The sequence below is a fragment of the Cupriavidus taiwanensis genome (assembly GCF_900250075.1).
Classification (GTDB): domain Bacteria; phylum Pseudomonadota; class Gammaproteobacteria; order Burkholderiales; family Burkholderiaceae; genus Cupriavidus; species Cupriavidus taiwanensis_C.
Genome location: NZ_LT977070.1, coordinates 3181603 through 3202691 on the forward strand (window position 1 = coordinate 3181603; position 21089 = coordinate 3202691).

General features: G+C 67.8%; 19 protein-coding genes and 1 pseudogene. 14 read left to right on the plus strand and 6 right to left on the minus strand.

Annotated elements, in window-relative coordinates; translation table 11 throughout:
* The first annotated feature begins 111 nt into the window (after positions 1-111).
* The 7 genes from accB to CBM2588_RS14880 all read left to right on the plus strand — a co-directional run bounded on the left by accB (position 112) and on the right by CBM2588_RS14880 (position 6756).
* Positions 112-579 (plus strand): acetyl-CoA carboxylase biotin carboxyl carrier protein, encoded by a 468-nt coding sequence (gene accB, locus CBM2588_RS14850; RefSeq protein WP_115681129.1) that lies wholly within the window; start codon positions 112-114, stop codon positions 577-579.
* Positions 580-825: 246 nt separating this feature from the next.
* Positions 826-2178 (plus strand): acetyl-CoA carboxylase biotin carboxylase subunit, encoded by a 1353-nt coding sequence (gene accC / locus CBM2588_RS14855; protein ID WP_115681130.1) that lies wholly within the window; start codon positions 826-828, stop codon positions 2176-2178.
* Positions 2179-2242: 64 nt separating this feature from the next.
* Positions 2243-3136, plus strand: a complete 894-nt coding sequence (gene prmA, locus CBM2588_RS14860; RefSeq protein ID WP_115681131.1) for a 50S ribosomal protein L11 methyltransferase — start codon at positions 2243-2245, stop codon at positions 3134-3136.
* A 9-nt stretch (positions 3137-3145) separates the two neighbouring features.
* Complete coding sequence (locus CBM2588_RS14865) at positions 3146-4567, plus strand: DUF3426 domain-containing protein (RefSeq protein WP_115681132.1); 1422 nt, start codon at positions 3146-3148, stop codon at positions 4565-4567.
* A 98-nt stretch (positions 4568-4665) separates the two neighbouring features.
* Positions 4666-5166: a thiol peroxidase gene (tpx, locus tag CBM2588_RS14870; RefSeq protein WP_115681133.1), complete on the plus strand. Its 501-nt coding sequence runs from the start codon at positions 4666-4668 to the stop codon at positions 5164-5166.
* 127 nt (positions 5167-5293) lie between these two features.
* Entirely contained in the window at positions 5294-6241 is a 948-nt protein-coding gene (locus tag CBM2588_RS14875; protein ID WP_115681134.1) for a carbohydrate kinase family protein, read from the plus strand.
* 38 nt (positions 6242-6279) lie between these two features.
* On the plus strand, positions 6280-6756 hold the full coding sequence (locus CBM2588_RS14880; protein WP_115681135.1) for a hypothetical protein: 477 nt from the start codon (positions 6280-6282) through the stop codon (positions 6754-6756).
* Positions 6757-7014: 258 nt separating this feature from the next.
* Here CBM2588_RS14880 and CBM2588_RS31055 read toward each other — a convergent pair.
* Positions 7015-7589, minus strand: a pseudogene (locus CBM2588_RS31055) (histone H1-like DNA-binding protein).
* Between the two features lie 1667 nt (positions 7590-9256).
* Between CBM2588_RS31055 and CBM2588_RS14890 the strand changes: the two are divergent.
* Positions 9257-9721, plus strand: a complete 465-nt coding sequence (locus CBM2588_RS14890; protein ID WP_115681137.1) for a DUF2147 domain-containing protein — start codon at positions 9257-9259, stop codon at positions 9719-9721.
* Between the two features lie 127 nt (positions 9722-9848).
* Here CBM2588_RS14890 and CBM2588_RS14895 read toward each other — a convergent pair whose 3' ends face one another.
* Together CBM2588_RS14895 and CBM2588_RS14900 are read right to left on the minus strand one after the other, a co-directional pair.
* Positions 9849-11954: a TonB-dependent receptor gene (locus CBM2588_RS14895; protein WP_115681138.1), complete on the minus strand. Its 2106-nt coding sequence runs from the start codon at positions 11952-11954 to the stop codon at positions 9849-9851.
* A gap of 177 nt (positions 11955-12131) precedes the next feature.
* The gene (locus CBM2588_RS14900) at positions 12132-13004 is read right to left on the minus strand and encodes a LysR family transcriptional regulator (RefSeq protein ID WP_115681139.1); all 873 of its coding nucleotides are present in this window, start codon (positions 13002-13004) and stop codon (positions 12132-12134) included.
* A gap of 132 nt (positions 13005-13136) precedes the next feature.
* Here CBM2588_RS14900 and CBM2588_RS14905 point away from each other — a divergent pair, with 132 nt between their 5' ends.
* The 3 genes from CBM2588_RS14905 (at position 13137) to CBM2588_RS14915 (ending at position 16057) form a co-directional block, all read left to right on the plus strand.
* Positions 13137-13529, plus strand: coding sequence for a tautomerase family protein (locus CBM2588_RS14905; protein ID WP_115681140.1), 393 nt, complete (start codon positions 13137-13139; stop codon positions 13527-13529).
* Between the two features lie 202 nt (positions 13530-13731).
* On the plus strand, positions 13732-15123 hold the full coding sequence (locus CBM2588_RS14910; RefSeq protein WP_115681141.1) for a GntP family permease: 1392 nt from the start codon (positions 13732-13734) through the stop codon (positions 15121-15123).
* Positions 15124-15223: 100 nt separating this feature from the next.
* Complete coding sequence (locus CBM2588_RS14915) at positions 15224-16057, plus strand: aldo/keto reductase (RefSeq protein ID WP_115681142.1); 834 nt, start codon at positions 15224-15226, stop codon at positions 16055-16057.
* Positions 16058-16076: 19 nt separating this feature from the next.
* Here the strand turns inward: CBM2588_RS14915 and CBM2588_RS14920 are convergent, their stop codons facing one another.
* Positions 16077-16490 (minus strand): hypothetical protein, encoded by a 414-nt coding sequence (locus CBM2588_RS14920; protein ID WP_115681143.1) that lies wholly within the window; start codon positions 16488-16490, stop codon positions 16077-16079.
* A gap of 215 nt (positions 16491-16705) precedes the next feature.
* Between CBM2588_RS14920 and CBM2588_RS14925 the strand changes: the two genes are divergently transcribed.
* Positions 16706-17284, plus strand: coding sequence for a BPSL1445 family SYLF domain-containing lipoprotein (locus tag CBM2588_RS14925; RefSeq protein WP_115681144.1), 579 nt, complete (start codon positions 16706-16708; stop codon positions 17282-17284).
* A 108-nt stretch (positions 17285-17392) separates the two neighbouring features.
* Positions 17393-18292: a recombination-associated protein RdgC gene (locus CBM2588_RS14930; RefSeq protein WP_115681499.1), complete on the plus strand. Its 900-nt coding sequence runs from the start codon at positions 17393-17395 to the stop codon at positions 18290-18292.
* Positions 18293-18353: 61 nt separating this feature from the next.
* Here the strand turns inward: CBM2588_RS14930 and CBM2588_RS14935 are convergent, their stop codons facing one another.
* Complete coding sequence (locus CBM2588_RS14935; RefSeq protein ID WP_018006295.1) at positions 18354-18797, minus strand: thioesterase family protein; 444 nt, start codon at positions 18795-18797, stop codon at positions 18354-18356.
* A gap of 278 nt (positions 18798-19075) precedes the next feature.
* On the opposite strand from CBM2588_RS14935, the gene CBM2588_RS14940 reads away from it, so the two are divergent.
* Positions 19076-20068 (plus strand): Bug family tripartite tricarboxylate transporter substrate binding protein, encoded by a 993-nt coding sequence (locus CBM2588_RS14940; protein ID WP_115681145.1) that lies wholly within the window; start codon positions 19076-19078, stop codon positions 20066-20068.
* 330 nt (positions 20069-20398) lie between these two features.
* Here CBM2588_RS14940 and CBM2588_RS14945 read toward each other — a convergent pair whose 3' ends face one another.
* Positions 20399-20920 (minus strand): helix-turn-helix transcriptional regulator, encoded by a 522-nt coding sequence (locus CBM2588_RS14945; protein WP_115681146.1) that lies wholly within the window; start codon positions 20918-20920, stop codon positions 20399-20401.
* Positions 20921-21089: the final 169 nt, after the last annotated feature.

Below are 21089 nucleotides of genomic sequence, written 5' to 3' on the forward strand. Positions count from 1 at the left end.
TTGGCGTGCCTCGGCACGGCGGGCGCGGATTTCCGGTGGCCGGCACAACGATTGTTCCGCCACGGCCCGTCCCGGGCAGCGGCGGAAAACCCGATTCAGGAGGATAAAAAGATGGACCTGCGCAAGCTGAAGACGCTTATCGACCTGGTGGCCGAATCCGGCATCTCCGAGCTGGAAGTCACCGAAGGCGACGGCAAGGTACGCATCGTCAAGCAACCGCCGCAAGTCATCGCCGCGCCGATGGCCATGCCGCAGATGCAGGCCCTGCCCGCCGCCGCGCAGGCCGCGGCCGCCCCGGCCAGTGCCGCAGCACCCGCGGCCGAGCCGGTTGCGCAGCTTCCCGCCGGCCATGTGGTGACCTCGCCGATGGTGGGCACGTTCTACCGTGCGCCGTCGCCGGGCGCCGCGCCCTTCGTCAACGTCGGCGACACGGTCAAGGAAGGCCAGACCGTCTGCATCATCGAAGCCATGAAGCTGCTCAACGAGATCGAGTGCGACAAGGCCGGCGTCATCAAGGAAATCCTGGTCGAGAACGGCCAGGCGGTGGAATACGGCCAGCCGCTGTTCGTCATCGGCTGATCCTGACCGGCATGCCGGGCCCGATGCTGCAGCCGCCCGCGCCAGCGGTCCACTGCGGCCCCTGCCCGCACGGCATGCCGGGGCGCTTCCCCGCCACGGACGCTGTGGGCTTCGCGGCCCGTTCCGTGCAGTTCCATGCAGTTCCCGCAGTCTCGCCGCCCGGATGGCCACAGGCCATCGCGGCGCGCGCCCGGCGCGCCATGGCGCCACGCAGCGGGACCGCTACTGTTCTCGCAGAGAGAGACCATGTTTGAAAAAATTCTGATCGCGAACCGCGGCGAAATCGCTCTTCGCATCCAGCGCGCCTGCCGCGAGCTGGGCATCAAGACGGTCGTGGTGTACTCCGAGGCCGACAAGGAGGCCAAGTACGTGCGCCTGGCAGACGAGGCCGTCTGCATCGGCCCGGCCCCGTCGCCGCTGTCGTACCTGAACATGCCCGCCATCATCTCGGCCGCCGAGGTGACCGATGCGCAGGCCATCCACCCCGGCTACGGCTTCCTGTCCGAGAACGCGGACTTTGCCGAGCGCGTGGAAAAATCCGGCTTCGTCTTTATCGGCCCGACCGCCGACAGCATCCGCCTGATGGGCGACAAGGTCTCGGCCAAGCAGGCCATGATCAAGGCCGGCGTGCCGTGCGTGCCCGGCTCGGACGGCGCCCTGCCCGACGATCCCAAGGAAATCCTGGCGACCGCGCGCCGCGTCGGCTACCCCGTGATCATCAAGGCCGCCGGCGGCGGCGGTGGCCGCGGCATGCGCGTGGTGCATACCGAAGCCGCGCTGATCAACGCCGTCAACATGACGCGGGAAGAAGCCGGCCGCGCCTTCGGCAATCCGGAGGTCTACATGGAGAAGTTCCTCGAGAACCCGCGCCATGTGGAAATTCAGATCCTGGCCGACCAGCACAAGCAGGCCATCTGGCTGGGCGAGCGCGACTGCTCGATGCAGCGCCGCCACCAGAAGGTGATCGAGGAAGCCCCCGCGCCGCACATTCCGCGCCGCCTGATCGAGCGCATCGGCGACCGCTGCGCCGAGGCCTGCAAGAAGATGGGCTACCGCGGCGCCGGCACGTTCGAGTTCCTGTACGAGAACAACGAGTTCTACTTCATCGAGATGAACACGCGCGTGCAGGTCGAGCACCCGGTCACCGAGATGATCACCGGCATCGACATCGTGCAGGAGCAGATCCGCATCGCCTTCGGCGAGAAGCTGCGCTTCCGCCAGAAGGACGTGCAGTTCCGCGGCCACGCGATCGAGTGCCGCATCAACGCCGAGGACCCGTTCAAGTTCATTCCGTCGCCGGGGCGCATCACCGCCTGGCACATGCCCGGCGGCCCGGGTGTGCGGGTCGACTCGCACGCGTATGATGGTTACTTCGTCCCGCCCAACTACGATTCGATGATCGGCAAGATCATCACTTACGGCGCCACGCGCGAGCAGGCTATCGCCCGCATGCGCATCGCGCTGTCGGAAATGGTGGTGGACGGCATCCAGACCAACGTGCCGCTGCACCGCGAGCTGATGATGGACGCCAACTTCGTCGAGGGCGGCACCAGCATCCATTATCTCGAGCATCGGCTGGCAGAACGCGCGAAGGCCTGAGCATCGGCCTGATGCATCGGCCTGAGCATCGGCCTGAGCAATAGGCAGCAACAGAAGGAAGCCCGTGGCATTTCAGGAATGTGTGATCGAAGTGGCGCAGGACCAGGCCGAAGCCTGGTCTGACGCCCTGTTCGACCTCGGCGCGCTGTCGGTTTCGGTGGAAGACGCCGACGCCGACACGCCCGACGAGCAGCCGCTGTTTGGCGAGCCCGGGCTGGAGCCGAAGCAACTCGCGTGGAACCGCTCGCGCGTGGTTGCGCTGTTCGGCGACGACGCCGATCCGGCCGTGGTGGTGGCAGCCGCCGCCAACCAGCTCGGCATCGACCCGGTGCCGGCATACCAGCTGCGCGCGGTCGAGGACCAGGACTGGGTGCGGCTGACGCAATCGCAGTTCGAGCCGATCCGCGTGGGCGAGCGCATCTGGGTGGTGCCGTCGTGGCACGACGCGCCCGAACCCGACGCCGTGGTGCTGGAGCTGGACCCCGGCCTGGCCTTCGGCACCGGCAGCCACCCCACCACGCGGCTGTGCATGCAGTGGCTGGAGCAAAACCTGACGCCGGGCGAAACCGTGCTCGACTACGGCTGCGGCTCCGGCATCCTGGCGATCGTGGCGCGCAAGCTGGGCGCGGGCGACACGGTCGGCATCGACATCGACCCCAACGCCGTGGAAGCGTCGCGCTACAACGCCGAGCGCAACCACGTCGAGGCCTCGTTCGCGCTGCCGGAATCGGTGTCCGACGCCAGCTACGACCTGGTGGTCGCCAATATCCTGTCCAACCCGCTCAAGCTGATGGCGGCCATGCTGAGCGCGCGCGTGCGCGCCGGCGGGCGGCTGGTGCTGTCCGGCGTGCTGGAGCGCCAGGCCGACGAAGTCGCCGCGGCCTACGCACCCTGGCTGCCGCTGACGGTATGGCGCAGCGAGGAAGGCTGGGTCTGCCTGCACGGCACCCGCCCCTGATTCCGCCAGATGGCCGCCGTCAAGCTAGTCACGCGCTGCCCGGCCTGCCGCACCGCCTTCCGGCTGGTCGCCGACCAGCTGCGGCTGCGCCAGGGACTGGTGCGCTGCGGTCAGTGCGAAACGGTGTTCGACGCGCGCGAGCACCTGATCGAGATTCCGCTGCCGGCGGGCACCACTGCGGGCAGCGCCCCGGCACCGGCACAGAAACCGGCAGCGACCGCCGCACCTGCCCCCGCTGCAGCTGAAACCACCGCGCCGCCGGCCTCATCACCCGCGGCACCCGCGCCGACCCCGACTCCCGCTTTCACACCGACCATCGACCCCGGCTACGACGTGCCGGCGCTGGATGCGCCGACCATGCTGATGTCGTCGCCCGAGGACATCGCCGTGCCGCCGCAGGCCGGCATGGACGATGCCGAGATCGAGCGCGCGCTGCGCGAAGCCAACGCAGCCGTCGCCGACCGCGATGCGCGCGACGCGCAGCGAGAGGCTGCCAGCCCGGTGGCCGAAGCGGCCCCGGCACCGGCGGCACAGCCGCCCGCGCCGGCAGCCGCCTGGCCGGCGCTCAATCACGGCGCGCTCGATGGCCCGGTCGAAAAACCCGCGGCGCCGGTCCCCGGCGCCATCCCCAGCGCAAGCGAATTCCTGCGCGCGGCATCGGCCGATCAGGCATCCGAGCCGGCGCCGTGGCCAGATCACACTCAACGCCCGGCCGACCAGGCTCCGGCCGCCACGCCGCCGAACGCATTGCCCGCCGTCGGCGAGCCGGACGAAGCGCGCTCCGCTGGCCCCGACACCCTTGCCAGCGTCACCGGCGGCGCGGTCGCGCGCGAGCAGGCGACGCGCCGCTGGGTCCGCGCCGAAGCACCGGCCGGCCCGATGTTCGCCCCCGACTTCCTGCGGCACGCGCGCGAGCGCGAGCGTGAACGCCAGCCGCGCCGGCCCATTGCCGTGCCCGGCGCCGCGTGGCGCGTGGCAGCCGTGGTACTCGCCATCGCCGCGCTGCTGCAGCTTGCGTACCTGGGGCGCAGCCAGCTCGCCGGGCACTTTCCGATGCTGCGCCCGGCACTCGAGGCGGCATGCGCGCCGCTGGGCTGCACGGTGCCGCCGTGGCGCGACATCGATGCGCTGCGCATCGAGACCTCGCAGCTGCAGCGCCAGGATGAAGGCGGTGACACCTACCTGCTGGCCGTCACCCTGCGCAACCTGGGCCGCGCCAGCACCGCGCTGCCGGCGATCGAACTGGTGATGACCGACCTGCAGGACCAGTTGCTGCTGCGCCGGGTGCTGCAGCCCGCGGAATACCTGGAGCCGTCGCAGCAGGCCTTTGCCGCGCAAGGGCTGCGCGCGGGCATGGAGCTGCCGGTTCGGGTACGATTCCGGACGCAGCAGGCGCCAGCCAACTATCGCGTGCTGATTTTTTATCCCTGAATTCCTGGCCCGCCGCCGGACCGAATCCGAGTCTTGCAGCGAGCCTTGCCCCCGCTCCGGATCGCAACCGGAAACCCATCAGATATCAAGGAGTAGACATGAGCAACGTCACCCTCGGCGGCAACGCCATCGAAGTCGCAGGCAAGTTCCCGCAAGCCGGCGACAAGGCCCCGGCCTTCTCGCTGGTCGGCAAGGACCTGAAGGACGTCACGCTGGCCGACTTCGCCGGCAAGCGCAAGGTTCTGAACATCGTCCCGAGCCTGGATACGCCGGTGTGCCAGGCGTCCGCGCGCAAGTTCAACGAAGCCGCCAGCGGCTTGGCCAACACCGTGGTGCTGACCATCTCCGCCGACCTGCCGTTCGCCATGGGCCGCTTCTGCAGCGCCGAAGGCCTGGCCAACGTGGTGCCGCTGTCGACCATGCGCGGCGCCGAGTTCAAGGGCAACTATGGCGTGGACATCAAGACCGGCCCGCTCGCCGGCGTGACCGCGCGCGCCGTGGTGGTGCTGGACGAGAACGACACCGTCAAGTACAGCCAGCTGGTGCCCGAGATCAAGTCCGAGCCCGACTACGACGCCGCCCTGGCCGCGCTGAAGTAACAGGCGGCGCGCCTGCGATGTCAGCGGCCGCCCGCGACCACGGGGCGGCCGCTTCTGTTTTCTGCGTTACTGCTTCTGCCCGCGAGGGCGCCGATCCACCGAAACCAACCCGACACCTGGAGAGAGCATGGCCAGCCTGATCTGCGGCTCCGTCGCCTACGACACCATCATGACGTTCGACGGACGCTTCCGCGAACACATCCTGCCGGACCAGATCCACATGCTGAACGTCTCGTTCCTGGTGCCCGGCATGCGCCGCGAGTTTGGCGGCTGCGCCGGCAACATCGCCTACACGCTCAAGATGCTGGGCGGCGATCCGGTGGTGATGGCCACCGTCGGCATCGACGCCGAACCCTATCTGGAATACCTGCGCAAGCTGGAGATCCCCACCGGCCACATCCGCGTGCTGCCGGAGACCTTCACCGCGCAGGCCATGATCACCACCGACCTGGACAACAACCAGATCACCGCCTTCCACCCTGGCGCAATGAGCCAGTCGCAGCTGAACCACGTCAAGGACGCACTGGTCGGCGCGCAGGCACCGAGCCTTGGCATCGTTGCGCCCGACAGCCGCGAAGGGATGCTGCACCACGCGCGCCAGTTCGCCGAAGCCGGCGTGCCGTTCATCTTCGACCTGGGCCAGGCCATGCCGCTGTTCAATGGCGACGACCTGCGGGAGTTCGTTGAACTCGCCAGTTATGTAACAGTCAATGACTACGAGGCGCAGGTCCTGCTGTCGCGCACCGCGTGGACCAGCGCCGAGGTTGCCGCGAAGGTTCGTGCCTTCATCGTCACGCACGGCGAACGCGGCGCCAGCATCTTTGCCGATGGCCGCCAGTACGCGATCCCGGCCGTCGTGGCCGAGCGCATCGTCGACCCGACCGGCTGTGGCGACGCCTTCCGCGGCGGCCTGCTCTTCGGCATTGAAAACGGATTAGACTGGGAAACGACCGGCCGCCTCGCATCGCTGATGGGGTCGGTCAAGATCGCGCAGCAGGGTCCGCAGAACCACTGGTTGTCGCGCGACGAAATCGGCAACCGGTTCCAGTCTGCATTCGGGTACCGCTACGCCTGACCTGCGGCCGGCGCGTGGCGAATTTTTCGGGAACTGACATGAACAACACGCTACGCGGCGGCGCGCTTGCCGTCCTTGGGGCGGCCCTGGTTGCCACGCTGGCGGCCGGCTGCGCCACGCAATCGAATTCCAACAGCGTCTACGGCACCGGCCAGGCGCAGCGTGAGCAGACCGTGCGCTACGGCGTGGTCGAAGGCATCCGCGAGGTCACCATCCAGGGCGGCCAGACCGGCGCCGGCACGCTGGCCGGCAGCGCCATCGGCGGCGTCGCGGCCGGCAGCACCATCGGCGGCGGCAATGGCGCGGTGGCGGCCGGCATCCTAGGCGCGGTACTGGGCGGCATCGCCGGCAGCGCGGCCGAGAACAAGATCAACCAGCGCCGCGCGCTTGAAATCACCGTGCGCCTGGACAACGGCGAGATGCGCGCGATCACGCAGGAGGCCGACGAAGCCTTCCGCCCTGGCGAACGGGTGCGGCTGCTGTCCTCCGGCGGCGTGACCCGCGTCACGCACTGACGGCCACGCAGGCCGTCACCCAAGGCGCACCCCGGGCGCCGTACCCGCAAGGGTGCGGCGCTTTTTTTCTTTGGCCGCTCTGGCGGACGTGGCCCGCGCGCGCCCATGAAAAAACCCGCCGGGCGGTTGCCATCGGCGGGTCGGCAAGACTCAGGTGTCTTGCGGACCGGATACGCGGTATCCGGTCATGCAGGCACGACTTGCGTGCCGTGGTGGTTCCTTGCGGAACAGCTAAGGTCCACGCCGTGGCGGCGCAGCTTACGGACGGTTGCCCGTCGGGAACGGCCAGGCAGCAGCCGGGTTCAGCGCGGTCTTGGCAGCCGAAGCGGGAGCAACGGCAGGGGCCGCGGCAGGCTTGGCGGCAGCCTTCTTGGCAGCCGGCTTCTTGGCAGCAGCCTTCTTGGCGGCCGGCTTCTTCGCAGCAGCCTTCTTGGCCGGCGCAGCCTTCTTGGCAGCGGCCTTCTTGGCGGGCGCCTTCTTGGCGGCTGCCTTCTTGGCCGGTGCTGCCTTCTTGGCGGCGACCTTCTTCACCGCGGCCTTCTTGGCGGGCGCCTTCTTGGCGGCTGCCTTCTTGGCCGGTGCTGCCTTCTTGGCGGCGACCTTCTTCACCGCGGCCTTCTTGGCCGGTGCTGCCTTCTTGGCGGCGGCCTTCTTGGCCGGNCGACCTTCTTCACCGCGGCCTTCTTGGCGGGCGCCTTCTTGGCGGCTGCCTTCTTGGCCGGTGCTGCCTTCTTGGCGGCGACCTTCTTCACCGCGGCCTTCTTGGCCGGTGCTGCCTTCTTGGCGGCGGCCTTCTTGGCCGGTGCTGCCTTCTTGGCGGCGACCTTCTTCACCGCGGCCTTCTTGGCCGGTGCCTTCTTGGCGGCTGCCTTCTTGGCGGCCGGTGCAGCCTTCTTGGCGGCGACCTTCTTCACAGCAGCCTTCTTGGCGGCCGGCTTGGCGGCCTTCTTAGCCGCCGGCTTTTTCTTTGCAGCAGTTGCCATGGATAACTCCTTCACTAGAGAGTGAATATCGAATGACCTAAGTTGGCGACCCGACCGACCCGAGGCGCGCCACAGCAGCGCGGCCCCAGTCGAGCGAGCGATTCATCGGCGTGCGGCCCGACCACTGCTGCACGCTAATGAATTCGGTTGCGGGCACACCGCCCATGGCGGTGCTTCGGCGGCCGGCGCGAGCCCGCAAGCGGGTCTCGGGCACATGCCGCGCCCTGGAATATTCGATCAGCCCGCACCGCCCGTTGAGCCGGCGCGCGGCCAGAAATGAGGAGATATCGGACAGCAGGCCTGCGGTGCGGGCTTGGCCTCGCGCACGGCAGGCGGCATTCATTCGGTGGTAGCGGGTCCAACCCGTCAATGGACCAAGGGAGACTGCACGCGTTTTAGGAAGCCGGTCGGGCCTGGTCTGCGTCAAAGTTCTCGTGCTCCTCAGCTACTACCTTCGTCATTGCATCGAAGCGCGCATCGCGCTTTTCGGTTCCATCTTGCTTCCTGCTTCGCTGCAATGAAGTGAGACTCTTGTCAAGGCGAATCATAATTCGTTTGCACGATGATGTTAAGAAAAAAGTGCAAAAAAACTTGCCTGCATGCATCGCTCCAACTAGTTCTCACGCGCGTCGTCACGAAGACGTTGCCGACGACATCGAAACGCGTCGCGCGCATGCCGGTGTCGAGACCCACCACGCGCACTCGCGCACGCCGCGCGATGCCCCTTCACCGACCGCGCGCGCCGCAGCTTTTACACACCGTCGCGCGTAGCGATGACAAGCCGCGCAGCGTGCGCGCGACGACTGCGAACAGCGCTACCGAATGTCCTCGCGCTTTCCGAAAAGCCGCATAGACAAAGGCTTTGCGGGCGATGCACCAATGCGCGAGCGGCGCGCGTCGAGTCGTGCGGCGGCACGCTTCGACACGCGCGCGACACCATCACCGGCGCGCGCCCTGCATGCTTTACACACTCCGCCCGGTACGCACGCGCGACGCCCTGCTCGATGTTCGACGACACCGGCGTCGGCCACTGCGCGACACCATCGCCGAGCGCGCGCGAGAGTGATGCGTGCACGCAACGGTTTGCATCGACGCAACATCGAAAGGGCATCGCGAAGGCATCGCAAGGACAACGCGGCGGCATCGCAGCGTTGCGCTCGAGCCAAGACGCGACGACAGCGAAGCGTCGTGGCAACACTCCGGCAGTCGCTCCCGCGAGGTCGCGTCGTGCCGCTCGATCCGGGGCACGCGCGCCGCGCTTTGCGGATGCGTTCGCACCGTCGCGCAGGACGCGGCGAGGTGGCGCGCGGTGCGTCGTACGTCCGCTTAGAGGATTGCTTCAGCGGCCGTGCGCAGGCGCGTTTTGCTGCGCCACAAAAACCCGCAAACGCCCGCTGCGTGCGGGCTGGCGGGAAACGGACAAGCGCCGCGGAAGGGCGCGCGCCGGTCCGCGCCGGATTGCGGCGCGGCGGCTGCGCCAGTAGATTGGCGTGGCTACGGACCTCAAAGGAGACATCATGCGCAGCCCTTCCCTCATCGCCTGCACCATGCGCGCCGCGGTGCTTGCCGCCACCCTGCTCGGAAGCGCCGCGGCGCTGGCGCAGGCCACGCCCACCGGCACGTGGAAGACCATCGACGACAACACCGGCAAGCCGCGCGGGCTGGTGGAGATCACCGAGAAGAACGGCGTCTACAGCGGACGCCTGCTCAAGAGCTTCGTCGACGGCGACGGCAAGCCGCGCGTCTGCGACAAGTGCACCGACGCGCGCAAGGACCAGCCCCTGATCGGCATGACCATCCTGTCCGGCCTGCGCAAGACCGGCGACAACGAGTGGAGCGGCGGCGAGATCCTCGATCCGGAAAACGGCAAGGTCTACAAGAGCAAGATGTCGCTCACCGAGGATGGCAACAAGCTCAACGTGCGCGGCTTCATCGGCATCAGCCTGCTCGGACGCACCCAGACCTGGGAGCGCGAGCACTGATCGCTGCCGGCACTCAGGGTTTCTCCGGGGCATGCCGTTGCCTGCCCCGCTGGTGAAGAAACCGCAGGCGAAAAAAAACCGGGCGGTGATGAACCGCCCGGTTTCTTTTTGTCCCCGATGCTGCGCTTTACATGCGGTAGCGCAGGGTGGCCATGACGCTGCGCGGAGCGCCCGGCATGTTCAGGTTGGCGTTGGTGCCGTGCGCCGAGACGATGTAGCCCTTGTCGAACAGGTTGTACACGTTCAGCTGGGCCTCGAAGGCACCGCGGCGGTACCAGGCCATCGCGTCGGCGGTGACATAGCCGGGCAGGGTCACGGTGTTCTGCGGGTCGGCATAGCGCGCACCGACCAGGTTGGCGCCAAGGCCAACACCGAAGCCGTGGCCCAGGTCCTTGGTCACCCACAGGTTGCCAGAGTGGCGCGGCGTGATGGTGGCGCGCTTGCCTTGCAGCGCGGCGCTGGACTTGGTGATGGTGGCATCCAGATAGGCGTAGCCGGCCAGCATGCGCCAGCCGCTACCCAGCTCGGCCGCGCCGGAGAGCTCCACGCCGTCGGTGCGCTGCTCGCCGATCGGCAGCAGCGCCGTATTGGTGGCGTTGGCGACCTTGATATTGCTGCGCTCCAGGCGGAACAGCGAGATCGTGGTGCTGGCCTTGCCGTTCAGCCAGTCGTATTTGGCGCCCACCTCGGTGTTGCTGGTGGTCTCCGGCGACAGGTCGGCATTGTTGGCCGCCAGCGCAAAGGCCTCGCCCGACGGCTGGAACGACTTGCTCCACGACACGTAGTACGACTGGGTCTTGCTCGGCTGCCACACCAGGCCGGCACGCGGGCTCCAGGCGGAGTCGCTGCGCGACAGGTCGCGCTGGCCGGCGATGCGGTTGCGGGTTTCCTGCTGGAAGTTGTCGTAGCGCACCCCGACCAGCGCCTTCCACTGCTCGCTGAAGGTGATCATGTCCTGGGTGTAGAACGCCAGCGTGTCGAAGATGCCCAGGTTCGAGGTGGTCGGGTTGCCCGGCGCCAGGCGCGGCAGCACCGGCAGCACCGGGTTGAACAGGTTGAAGGTGCCCGGCACCGGCTTGGTGTTGTTGATCTGGTCCTTGTTCTGCTGGCCGATCTCCATGCCGTACAGGATCTCGTGCTTGGTGCCGAAGATGGTCGCCTTCTGGATGAGGTCGGTCTGGTTGAACCAGCCATGTTCCTCGCGGCGGACATTGCCGTGGTTCATGGTCAGGGTCTGCGCCGCTTCGTTGACCGCGGCGGTCAGCGTGTTGTTGCGGTCCAGCGAGTAGTGGTAGTAGCGCGTGGCGTTGCGGATCGACCAGTTCTCATTGAAGCGATGGTTGATGGTGGCGGTGCCGGAGAACACACGCGACTGCGAGTAGTCGGCGTCGCGCGCGTTGGCCGCGCCGTAGTAGCGCGAGGCGGGCACGTCCACCGGCCGCCCGCGGTACGCCGGGATGCCGAAGTCGGTGACGCGACGGTCTTCCAGGTAGTCGGCCTGGAACAGCACGGTGGTCTCGGGCGCGACGCGCAGCTCCAGCGACGGCGCAATCGCCGCGCGGTCCAGGAACTGCTGCGAGCGGTAGCTGTTGGCCTTCTGCACTGCGCCGGTGACACGGAACGCCGCGGCGCCGTCCGCGAACACGCGGCCGACGTCAGCCTCGGCGCGGCGGTCGGCCCACATGCCGTAGCTGAGCGCGAAGTCGGTGACGTCGATGCCCGGCTTCTTGGTCACGCGGTTGATCAGGCCGCCGGAGGAGCCGCGACCGTACAGCACGGCTGCCGGACCCTTGATGACCTCCACCCGGTCGACGTTGGACATGTCGCGGAAGTACAGCGCATCGTCGCGGATGCCGTCGACGAACTGGTCGGCGATGGCGGTGAAGCCGCGGATCGAGACCTGGTCGCGCTGGCCGTCGCCGTGCGAGAACGACACGCCCGGCACGTTCTTCAGCGCGTCCTGCATCGAGGTGGCGTGCTGGTCGCGCATGACCTCGGCGGTGACCACGTTGACGGTTTGCGGCACGTCGCGCAGCGGGGCCTCGGTCTTGGTGGCGCTGACCGCGTTGGGCGGGTTGTAGCCCGCGCCCAGCTCACGGCTGACGTCCGCCTTGACGGTGACCTCCGGCAACTGCGCCGGTGTCGCCGGTGCGGATTGTGCCCACACCAGCATCGGTTGAAAAACGAAGCTCCCCGCCACCGCGGCACATATCGGGTGAAGTTTTATTCTCATGGCCTGTAATCGACTGTAATAACTTGAAAAAGCCGGCGAATTATCGATTACGGGATTGTCATGGTCAACGAGATTGCGAATTATTCCTATTCCCAATCCGGATATGTTGCTTTCAACACAACCGCACCTATTGGTGTCGCCCGATTTGTGATCTTTTTCTGACTTGGAGCGGCCCAGCTAGGCCAATTGTGCTGTCAGCGCCTCGCGCGCTTGCGCAATGAAGGCAGACTCGCCGCGCCGCGCTGGCAGCAGGAAGAACTCCGCTTCCGGCAGCCGCGGCAGCCCTAGCCGCGCGACGGTGACGGCGTCCAGCGGCGCCACGCCCGGCCCGATCGCCGACGCGTTCAGGCATGACAGGCCCAGTCCGGCAGCCAGCGCGAGGTGCAGCCCCGCCACACCGGATGCGGAGTGCGCGATCTCGAACGGCACCCGCTTGCGCAGCAGCCGCTGCACCACGTACTGGTGCAGCGAGCACGTATCGGGCAGAAGCACCAGTGGCAGCGTAGCGGGCAGGCTGTCGGCCTCGGCCGGCGCGGCCACCCAGGCGAGCGGCTCGCGCCGCAGCACCGTGCCGCGCGCGGCCGTTCCGCGCGTGCCGGGCAGCCGCATGCTCAGGCCGATATCGAAGGTGTCGCGCTCGGCGGCGGCATCGATCGCCGCGCTTTTCATCACCGTCACGTGCAGGCGCAGGTACGGATAGCGCTCGCGCAGGCGCCGCAGCATGCCGGCGATCTCGCCGGGGCGGAAATAGTCGGTCACCGCCAGGCGCAACTCGCCCTCCAGCGCGTGGCCGCGAAGCTCCTGCAAGGCCAGTTCGTTCAGGTCCAGGATGCGTCGCGCATGCGCCAGCAGCCGCTGCCCGGCAGGCGTCGGCTGCGCGCCGTGGCGGCCGCGTGTCACCAGCGGCACGCCGGCGCGCTCTTCCAGCTTGCGCAGCTGCTCGCTGACCGACGACTGCGACAGGAACAGCCGGGGCGCCGCGGCCGACAGGCTGCCGCTGTCGGCAACCGTCACGAAGGTGCGCAACTGGTCGGTGTCGAATCCACGCATGGCAAGGCTCCTGGCAAGGTCGGATTGATTTCGGCATAGCCGATGGAAGGCATCGGTTATTCCCGCTTTTCCGATACTACACCACGCCCTACCATGGCTTCACCAACCCCGCTCAAACCCAAGGAGCCCGCCATGCCCCACATCGTCCTGCACCTGTCTGGCCAACCCGATGCCGACCTCACCCGCCGCAGCGCCCGGGCCATCGCCGACCTGACCGAGCGCGTGCTCGGCAAGCAGCGCGACGTGATCGCCGTGACGGTGCAGTACATCCCGCACGACAGCTGGATCATCGCCGACGCGCCGCTGTCCGAGCAGGGCCGCAATGCCTTCCACCTGGACATCAGCGTGACCGATGAAACCAACACCAAGGCAGAGAAGGCGCAGTTCATCGCGGCCGTGTTCGAGACCATGTCGGGCCTGCTCGGCAACCTGCATCCGGTCTCTTATGTCCACGTGATCGACGCCCGCGCCGCGGCCTATGGCTACGGCGGCCGCACTCAGGAGTATCGCCACCAGCACCGGTGAAGCCGGCCTTCTCCTTCCCTGCCGCCGACCGCCACCGCGCGGCCGCGGCGAGCCTCAAAGGTTTCGCCGCCGGCCAAGCTGTGGCACAGTCGCCGGCTGATCCCTTTTCCTGACGCACAGAAAGAGACAACGCGCCACAAGCGCAGGCCCCGCCGCGGCACCGGACCGCACCTCAGGAGAAGGCAACCCTGAAGGAGATCCGATGTCGTTCCTGATCGTACTGGCAGCCCTTGCCTTCCTGATGTTCGCCGCGTACCGCGGCTACAGCGTGATCCTGTTCGCACCGATCGCCGCGCTGGCCGCGGTGCTGCTGACCGACCCGTCGGCGGTGGCGCCGGTGTTCACCGGCATCTTCATGGAGAAGATGGTTGGCTTCGTGAAGCTGTATTTCCCCGTGTTCTTATTAGGCGCGGTGTTCGGCAAGGTGGTCGAACTGTCGGGCTTTTCCGAGTCCATCGTCGCCGCGGCGATCCGCTATATCGGACGAACGCGCGCCAATGCGGTGATCGTCACGGTGTGCGCGCTGCTGACCTACGGCGGCGTTTCGCTGTTCGTGGTGGTGTTCGCGGTCTACCCGTTTGCCGCCGAGCTGTATCGCCAGAGCAACATCCCCAAGCGGCTGATGCCGGGCGCGATCGCACTGGGCGCGTTCTCGTTCACCATGGATTCTCTGCCGGGCACCCCGCAGATCCAGAACATCATCCCCACCAATTTCTTCAACACCACCTCGTGGGCCGCGCCGGTGTTGGGCGTCGCCGGCTCGCTGTTTATCCTGGTGGTGGGCCTGAGCTATCTGGAATGGCGCCGCCGCGCCGCCGCTGCGCGCGGCGAGGGCTATGGCAGCAACCTGCGCAACGAGCCCGAACGCAGCCAGGCCGGCAAGCTGCCGCACCCGCTGCTGGCGCTGCTGCCGCTGGTGGTGGTGGGCGTGGCCAACTTCTGGCTGACGCGGATGATTCCGCTGTGGTACGGCGAATCCAACAGCGTGACGCTGCCTGGCCTGGCCAGGCCGGTCGAAACCAAGATCGCCAGCGTCACCGCGATCTGGGCAGTGGAAGGCGCGCTGCTGCTGGGCATCGCCGTGGTGCTGGTGACCGCCTTCGGCGCCCTGCGCGAGCGCTTTGCCGAGGGTACCAAGGGCGCGGTCGGCGGCGCGCTGCTGGCGTCGATGAACACCGCGTCGGAATACGGTTTCGGCGGCGTCATCGCCGCGCTGCCCGGTTTCCTGGTGGTCAGCGATGCGCTGCGTGCCATCCCCAACCCGCTGGTCAATGCCGCGGTCTCGGTCAGCACGCTGGCCGGCATCACCGGCTCGGCCTCGGGCGGCATGAGCATTGCGCTGGCGGCGATGTCGCAGAGCTTTATCGCGGGCGCGCAGGCCATGCAGATTCCGCTGGAAGTGCTGCACCGCGTGGTGTCGATGGCCAGCGGCGGCATGGATACCCTGCCGCACAACGGCGCCGTGATCACGCTGCTGGCCGTGACCGGCCTGACCCACCGCGAGTCCTACCGCGATATCTTCGCGGTCACGCTGATCAAGACCGGCGCGGTGTTCTTCGTCATCGCGCTGTATTTTCTGACCGGACTGGTTTGAAGCATTCCCGGCGCGCGCGGGTTGTACATTGCCGGTGTTGTTAACTAGTGTGGTTGGGTGCCGCCGGGCGCCCGACCCCGGCCAACCTGGAAGCCAAGCGATGAAGCAAGTCACCCTGCCCGACGGCGAGCGCGTCCCGGCGCTCGGCATGGGCACATGGAATATGGGCGAATCGCCCGCCGCGCGCGCCGAGGAGATCGCCACGCTGCGCCTGGGGCTGGACCTGGGCCTGCGCCTGATCGATACCGCCGAGATGTACGGCGAGGGCCAGTCCGAGGCCATGATCGGCGAGGCCATCGCCGGCCGGCGCGACCAGGCCTTCCTGGTCAGCAAGGTCTACCCGTTCAACGCCAGCCGGCGCGGCACCGTGCAGGCCTGCGAGCGCAGCCTGAAGCGGCTGGGCACCGACCGCATCGACCTCTACCTGCTGCACTGGCGCGGCGGCGTGCCGCTGGAAGAGACGGTGCAAGCCATGGAGGCGCTGCAGCGCGACGGCAAGATCCGCCACTGGGGCGTCAGCAACCTGGACCTGTCCGATATGCAGGAATTGTGGGACGCGCCGGGCGGCAGCCGGGTGGCCACCAACCAGCTGCTGTACAACCTGGGGCGGCGCGGCATCGAGTGGGACCTGCTGCCCTGGCTGCGCCAGCGCGGCGTGCCGGTGATGGCCTACTCCCCCATCGAGCAGTCGCGCCTGCTGGCGCATCCCGGACTGAAGCGCTTCGCGCGCGACCACGGCATGAGCGCGGCACAGGCGGCGCTGAGCTGGCTGCTGGCGCAGGACGGCGTCATCGCCATCCCCAAGACCAGCCGGCGCGAGCGCCTGCAGGAAAACCTGGAGGCCCTGTCGAAAACGCTGTCGCCGGCGCAGCTGGCCGAGATCGACCGCATCTTCCCCCCGCCCGACGGCCCGGCGCCGCTGGAAATGCTCTGAGCCGGCGACGGGGCCGCGCTCAGTTCTGGCGGGCCAGGTAGCGCTCGCGCTCGACGTAGCGCACCAGGTAATTGCGCGCCTTGTCGCGGGTATCGGCGGTCACGCGCGCCGCCGCCTGGCGCGCGCTGCTCTTGCCATGCGACGACGACATCTGTGAGTCGAGATAGCTGCGGAACGACTGGTGCATCGCGTCCAGTTCCGGCTGGCATGCGGACAGAGCCAGGTCGGCCACGTCCTTGGACTGGCCCTTGGCCGACAGGTTGTCGTTGGCCTTCTTCTGCGTGCAATCCATGTATTTGGCGCGCAGCGCCTGCCATTCGCTGCCGGTATCGGCCGCCGGGGCCGATGCCGCGGCGTCAGTGGAAGCCCCCGGAGGCTGGGAGGCACAGGCGGCCAGCAGAAGCAAGGGCAAGGCAGTGAGAAGTTTCTTCATGACTCATCAAGATGCGGTGACGGCGCAGCGGCGGTCACATGGCAACCATAAGCCAGCCATGGGACTTATCGGGCGCAAGGCCCATTATTCTTGCCGCGAACGGTCGTCCCGCACCACCTTCGTCACAAATGGAAACGACTCGTTGGCCTGAATCATTTGCCCGGGTGATTTCGGCGCCTATGCTTCAAAGACGACAACAACACCAAGGAGACGAGATGAAACGTCGAACCTTCCTTTCGGCCAGCGCGGGTCTGGCCCTCGGCACGCTGGCCACCGGCGCGTGCACCACCACCAAGCCCGACGCACCCACCGACAAGGCTGCGCGCCGGCGCGAACTGGATTCCGGCGCGGACGCCACGCTGGCGCGCCTGTACAGCTCGGTCAACGGCGCGCGCGAGCTGGGCAGCCGCGCGCGCGGCATCCTGGTGTTCCCGAAGACCCTGTCGGCTGGCTTTATCGTCGGCGGCGAGTATGGCGACGGCGCGCTGCGCTCGGGCGGCGGCACGCGCGGCTATTACCGGCTGGTCTCGGGCTCGGTCGGCTGGCAGATCGGTGCGCAGTCCAAGGCCGTGATCCTTATGTTCATGACACAGGACGCCTATGACAAGTTCGTGCGCAGCAGCGGCTGGACCGCGGGCGTGGATGCCACCGTCGCGCTGGCCACGATTGGCGCAAACGGCGTGCTCGACACCAACACCGCGCAGCAGCCGATCGTCGGCTTCGTGCTGACCAATGCCGGCCTGATGGCCGGGCTGAGTTTCGAGGGCAGCAAGATCACCAAGCTCGACCTGTAGCAGCGCTTTCCGGCGATTGCCGCGCGGCCGGCAGGTCGCGCGGCGCCGGGCATTTTTCGCGGCAGCGCGCCGCGGGCGTTAGAATTCGTCCCTTTGGCCGAATTCCCCATGTGGTTCAAGAATCTGCAGGTCCATCGTTTCTCCGCCCCGTGGTCGCCCAGCGCCGACGAGGTTGAAGCCAGCCTGGCAAAGCACGCCTTCTTTCCCGGCACCAGCCTCGAGATGCAGACGCAGGGCTGGGCCTCGCCGCGTGACAATGGCCAGCTGGTCCACACCGTCGGCCGCCAGATGCTGCTGACGCTGCGCACCGAAAAGAAGCTGCTGCCCACCACCGTGGTCAACCAGGTCACGCGCGCCCGCGCCGCCGAGATCGAAGAGCAGCAAGGCTACAAGCCGGGCCGCAAGCAAATGAAGGAACTGAAGGAGCAGGTCACCGAAGAGCTGCTGCCGCGCGCCTTCAGCATCCGCCGCGACACGCGCGTGTGGATCGACCCTGACAACGGCTGGCTTGCCATCGATGCCGCCGCCGCGGCCAAGGCCGATGAAGTGCGCGGCATGCTGTTCAAGGCGCTGGACCCGCTGCCGCTGATCAACCTGCACGTCAACCAGTCGCCGGTGGCCGCCATGACCGAATGGCTGGCCGGCGATGCGGCGCCCGCCGGCTTTACCGTCGACCAGGAAATCGAGCTGCAGTCCGGGGCCGAGAGCAAGGCCACGGTCCGCTACGTGCGCCACCCGCTCGACCCCGAAGACCTGCGCCGCCATATCGCCGCCGGCAAGCGCTGCACGCGCCTGGCGATGACCTGGAACGACCGCGTCTCGTTCGTGCTGACCGACGGACTGGTGGTCAAGAAGCTGGCGCCGCTCGACGTGATCAAGGAACAGGCCGACGGCACCGCGCACGACGAAGACGAGCGCTTCGACGCGGACTTCACCATGATGGCGGGCGAGCTGTCGGGCCTGCTGGTCGACCTGACCGAGGCGCTTGGCGGCGAGCGCAAGGCCTGAGCCGGCACCCTCGCCATCACGTGGCGCGGTCGGCGATCAGCGGACCGCGCCACGCCCGCGGTTATTCCACCCAGTTCACCTTCGGGAAGCGCCCGGCGAATCCCGCCGGCATCGCCACCACTCGCTTGGCCACATAGTCGAAGAAGACAAAGCCCGACTTGGCCATCGCGATCAGCGCGCCATCGGCGGGCCGCGTGATGCGGAAGATGATGTCGCCGCCGTACTTGTTGAAGTCCATCACGCCCACCTCGAACAGCAGCTGGTCGCGCGCATGGGCCTCGTTGCGGTACATCGTCGCCAGGTCGGTGACGATGATGCCGACGCCTTCCTCGCGCACATCCTCGCTGCCGAATTCGAACAGGAACCGCGCCCGCGCCTCCGAAATCATTGAGATCATCGAATCATTGGCAAGGTGGTTGGCCGAATTGATGTCCGTCACGCGCACAGTGAGGTGCGTGGCGTAGCAAAGCTGGTCGGCGGGCAGGTCGAGTTTGAGGCGGGCCATGAGGGTTCAAGCAAGAAATGGATCAAGCGCCGCACAGACCGGACTGACTGAACGCGCCGGCAGCGGCGGCGCCATCATAAGCGATGCCGCGGTTCGGATTGCGGCACGGCCGCACGCCCCTGCGCAAACCCGATCCGGGTAAGTACTCCCCACCGTTTTCGTCCATCCCGCCGATGCCGCGACACCTCGCGGCCTCGTACGCTGCGCGTTGCCGTGGCCATGGCGCACCGCGCCCAGGGCCGCATGCCGACACGACGTCAATCACTGGAGGAAACACCATGCAAGCCGACCGCCGCAAGGCCCTGCACTGGCTGGGAGCCGGATCCCTGGCCGCCGCCGCTACAACCCTGGGAATCGGCCCGGCCCGGGCCCAGCAGGGCTGGCCGGCGCGCCCGGTGCGGCTGGTGGTGCCCTACCCGCCCGGCGGCGCCACCGACGTGCTGGCGCGCGCGCTGGGCGACCCTTTGGGCAAGCTGTGGCAGCGCCCGGTGATCGTCGAGAACCGGCCCGGCGTGGGCGGCATGATCGGCGCCGACGTGGTCGCCAAGGCGCAGCCCGACGGCTACACGCTGCTGCTGGGCCTGCCCAGCCTGGTCCAAACCCCTTATATGGTGGCCAAGCCGCCGTTCGACCCGCTGCGCGACCTGACCGCCATCGGCCAGCTGTGCACCTCCAGCCTGGTGCTGACCGCCAGCGCCGCCATGCCGCGCACGCTGCCGCAGATGGTGGCCCTGGCCAAGTCCCAGCCGGACAAGTTCTCCTATGGCACCTATGGCATCGGCACCGGCGCCCACCTCTACATGCAGGTGTTCCTGAAGAATGCCGGCGCCGAGCTGGTCCACGTGCCATACAAGGGCGAAGCGCCGATCGCCACCGACCTGATCGGCGGCCAGATCTCGCTGGGCACGCTGTCGCCGATGACGGTGCGCCAGCATGCGCGCACCGGCAAGCTGCAGCCGCTGGCGGTGACCGGCAACACCCGCGCACCGATGCTGCCGGACGTGCCCACCTTCCAGGAACTCGGCTACAAGGGCCTGGACGGCCCGGCGTGGCTGGGCCTGTTCACCACCGCCGGCACGCCGCAGGCCATCGTCGACAAGATCTCGGCCGACGTCGAAACGGTGATGGCAGCGCCCGACATCCGCCAGCGGCTGGGCGATCTGGGCCTGATCGTCAAGACCACGCAGCCGGCGGCCTTCGCGGCGACGACGCGTGCCGACCAGGCGTATTGGGGCAATGTGATCAAGGAAAACAATATCCGGCTGGATTGAGGCGTGGCGGCGCGCGCGGAACATCCCGGCGGCTTGCGGCGCCAGGCAAGGGCCTCGCCGTGCTGGCCGGCGAGGTGCGGCAACTGGCGCACCGCTGCGGCGCCGCCACGCGCGAGATCCGCGGCCTGATTTACACCTCGGTCGAGCGCGCCCACGCCGGCACCGAGCGGGTGGGCCATACCGGCGAGACCACGGTCGAGGAGAACGCAGAACGCCGAACCGGTGGCCGGCGCGGCAGAAGCGGCCCGGGCGGAGCAGGCCCAGACCGAAGGGTTGAACCGGGCGGTGGCGGTGTTCAGGCTGGGTTGATGTCAGGCACCGGCGTGCGGCTCAGGCCACCAGCTTGCGGAGCCGTCGCTCCATCGCCGGGACGATGCTTCCGGCGCTCCTGGCCAGATTGACCTGCATCGCCGCCGCAGCGACGTCCCTGAGCGAGGCCTCGATCTCGTAACCCTTGCCGCTCATCCACGAGAGCACTTCCCCCAGATGCCAGAGGGAACTCGAACCTTCGTGCACCGGCGGGGGAAAGGAAGCCGGATGACCGAGCATCAGCTTGCGCATGTTCTGGCGCGACATGCCGAGGGTGTCGGCAATGTCCGTCAGGCCAACCAGGTCCGGTGCCGCTTCGATCAGCGTGGCGGACGGCATGGCGCGCCTGGCATCGGTGAGCGCGCTGACGATGGCGTCGGCCGCTGATTCCGCTTCCCGGTCGAACGCCAGCGCAATCCGGCCCGCCACGCCGGTGCCCACGGTTGCATCGTCGCATCCGGCCTCGTAGAGTCGTTCGACCAGCGTGTCGGGATCGCTGTCATCCGGCGACAACTGGTATCTCAAGGTGAACGTGTATTCCATGGCGGTGGATTTTCCGTCAGCTCGACCGGCATCACGACGTCGTACCGATGCAGGCAGTGGGCTATGCAGACCGCCAAGACTAGCCCCAACAGCGAAGGTTGTCAAATGACAACCTAGCTATGACGCGTCCGCGTCTAGGAAGACGCCGAGATTTCCGCGTGCACATCAA

What these genes read in the sequence shown, in the direction of transcription:
- accB (WP_115681129.1), top strand. Translation starts at nt 112, where the DNA reads ATGGACCTGCGCAAGCTGAAGACGCTTATCGACCTGGTGGCCGAATCC.
- accC (WP_115681130.1), top strand. Translation starts at nt 826, where the DNA reads ATGTTTGAAAAAATTCTGATCGCGAACCGCGGCGAAATCGCTCTTCGC.
- CBM2588_RS14865 (WP_115681132.1), top strand. Translation starts at nt 3,146, where the DNA reads ATGGCCGCCGTCAAGCTAGTCACGCGCTGCCCGGCCTGCCGCACCGCC.
- tpx (WP_115681133.1), top strand. Translation starts at nt 4,666, where the DNA reads ATGAGCAACGTCACCCTCGGCGGCAACGCCATCGAAGTCGCAGGCAAG.
- CBM2588_RS14875 (WP_115681134.1), top strand. Translation starts at nt 5,294, where the DNA reads ATGGCCAGCCTGATCTGCGGCTCCGTCGCCTACGACACCATCATGACG.
- CBM2588_RS14880 (WP_115681135.1), top strand. Translation starts at nt 6,280, where the DNA reads ATGAACAACACGCTACGCGGCGGCGCGCTTGCCGTCCTTGGGGCGGCC.
- CBM2588_RS14890 (WP_115681137.1), top strand. Translation starts at nt 9,257, where the DNA reads ATGCGCAGCCCTTCCCTCATCGCCTGCACCATGCGCGCCGCGGTGCTT.
- CBM2588_RS14895 (WP_115681138.1), bottom strand. Translation starts at nt 11,954, where the DNA reads ATGAGAATAAAACTTCACCCGATATGTGCCGCGGTGGCGGGGAGCTTC.
- CBM2588_RS14900 (WP_115681139.1), bottom strand. Translation starts at nt 13,004, where the DNA reads ATGCGTGGATTCGACACCGACCAGTTGCGCACCTTCGTGACGGTTGCC.
- CBM2588_RS14905 (WP_115681140.1), top strand. Translation starts at nt 13,137, where the DNA reads ATGCCCCACATCGTCCTGCACCTGTCTGGCCAACCCGATGCCGACCTC.
- CBM2588_RS14910 (WP_115681141.1), top strand. Translation starts at nt 13,732, where the DNA reads ATGTCGTTCCTGATCGTACTGGCAGCCCTTGCCTTCCTGATGTTCGCC.
- CBM2588_RS14915 (WP_115681142.1), top strand. Translation starts at nt 15,224, where the DNA reads ATGAAGCAAGTCACCCTGCCCGACGGCGAGCGCGTCCCGGCGCTCGGC.
- CBM2588_RS14920 (WP_115681143.1), bottom strand. Translation starts at nt 16,490, where the DNA reads ATGAAGAAACTTCTCACTGCCTTGCCCTTGCTTCTGCTGGCCGCCTGT.
- CBM2588_RS14925 (WP_115681144.1), top strand. Translation starts at nt 16,706, where the DNA reads ATGAAACGTCGAACCTTCCTTTCGGCCAGCGCGGGTCTGGCCCTCGGC.
- CBM2588_RS14930 (WP_115681499.1), top strand. Translation starts at nt 17,393, where the DNA reads ATGTGGTTCAAGAATCTGCAGGTCCATCGTTTCTCCGCCCCGTGGTCG.
- CBM2588_RS14935 (WP_018006295.1), bottom strand. Translation starts at nt 18,797, where the DNA reads ATGGCCCGCCTCAAACTCGACCTGCCCGCCGACCAGCTTTGCTACGCC.
- CBM2588_RS14940 (WP_115681145.1), top strand. Translation starts at nt 19,076, where the DNA reads ATGCAAGCCGACCGCCGCAAGGCCCTGCACTGGCTGGGAGCCGGATCC.
- CBM2588_RS14945 (WP_115681146.1), bottom strand. Translation starts at nt 20,920, where the DNA reads ATGGAATACACGTTCACCTTGAGATACCAGTTGTCGCCGGATGACAGC.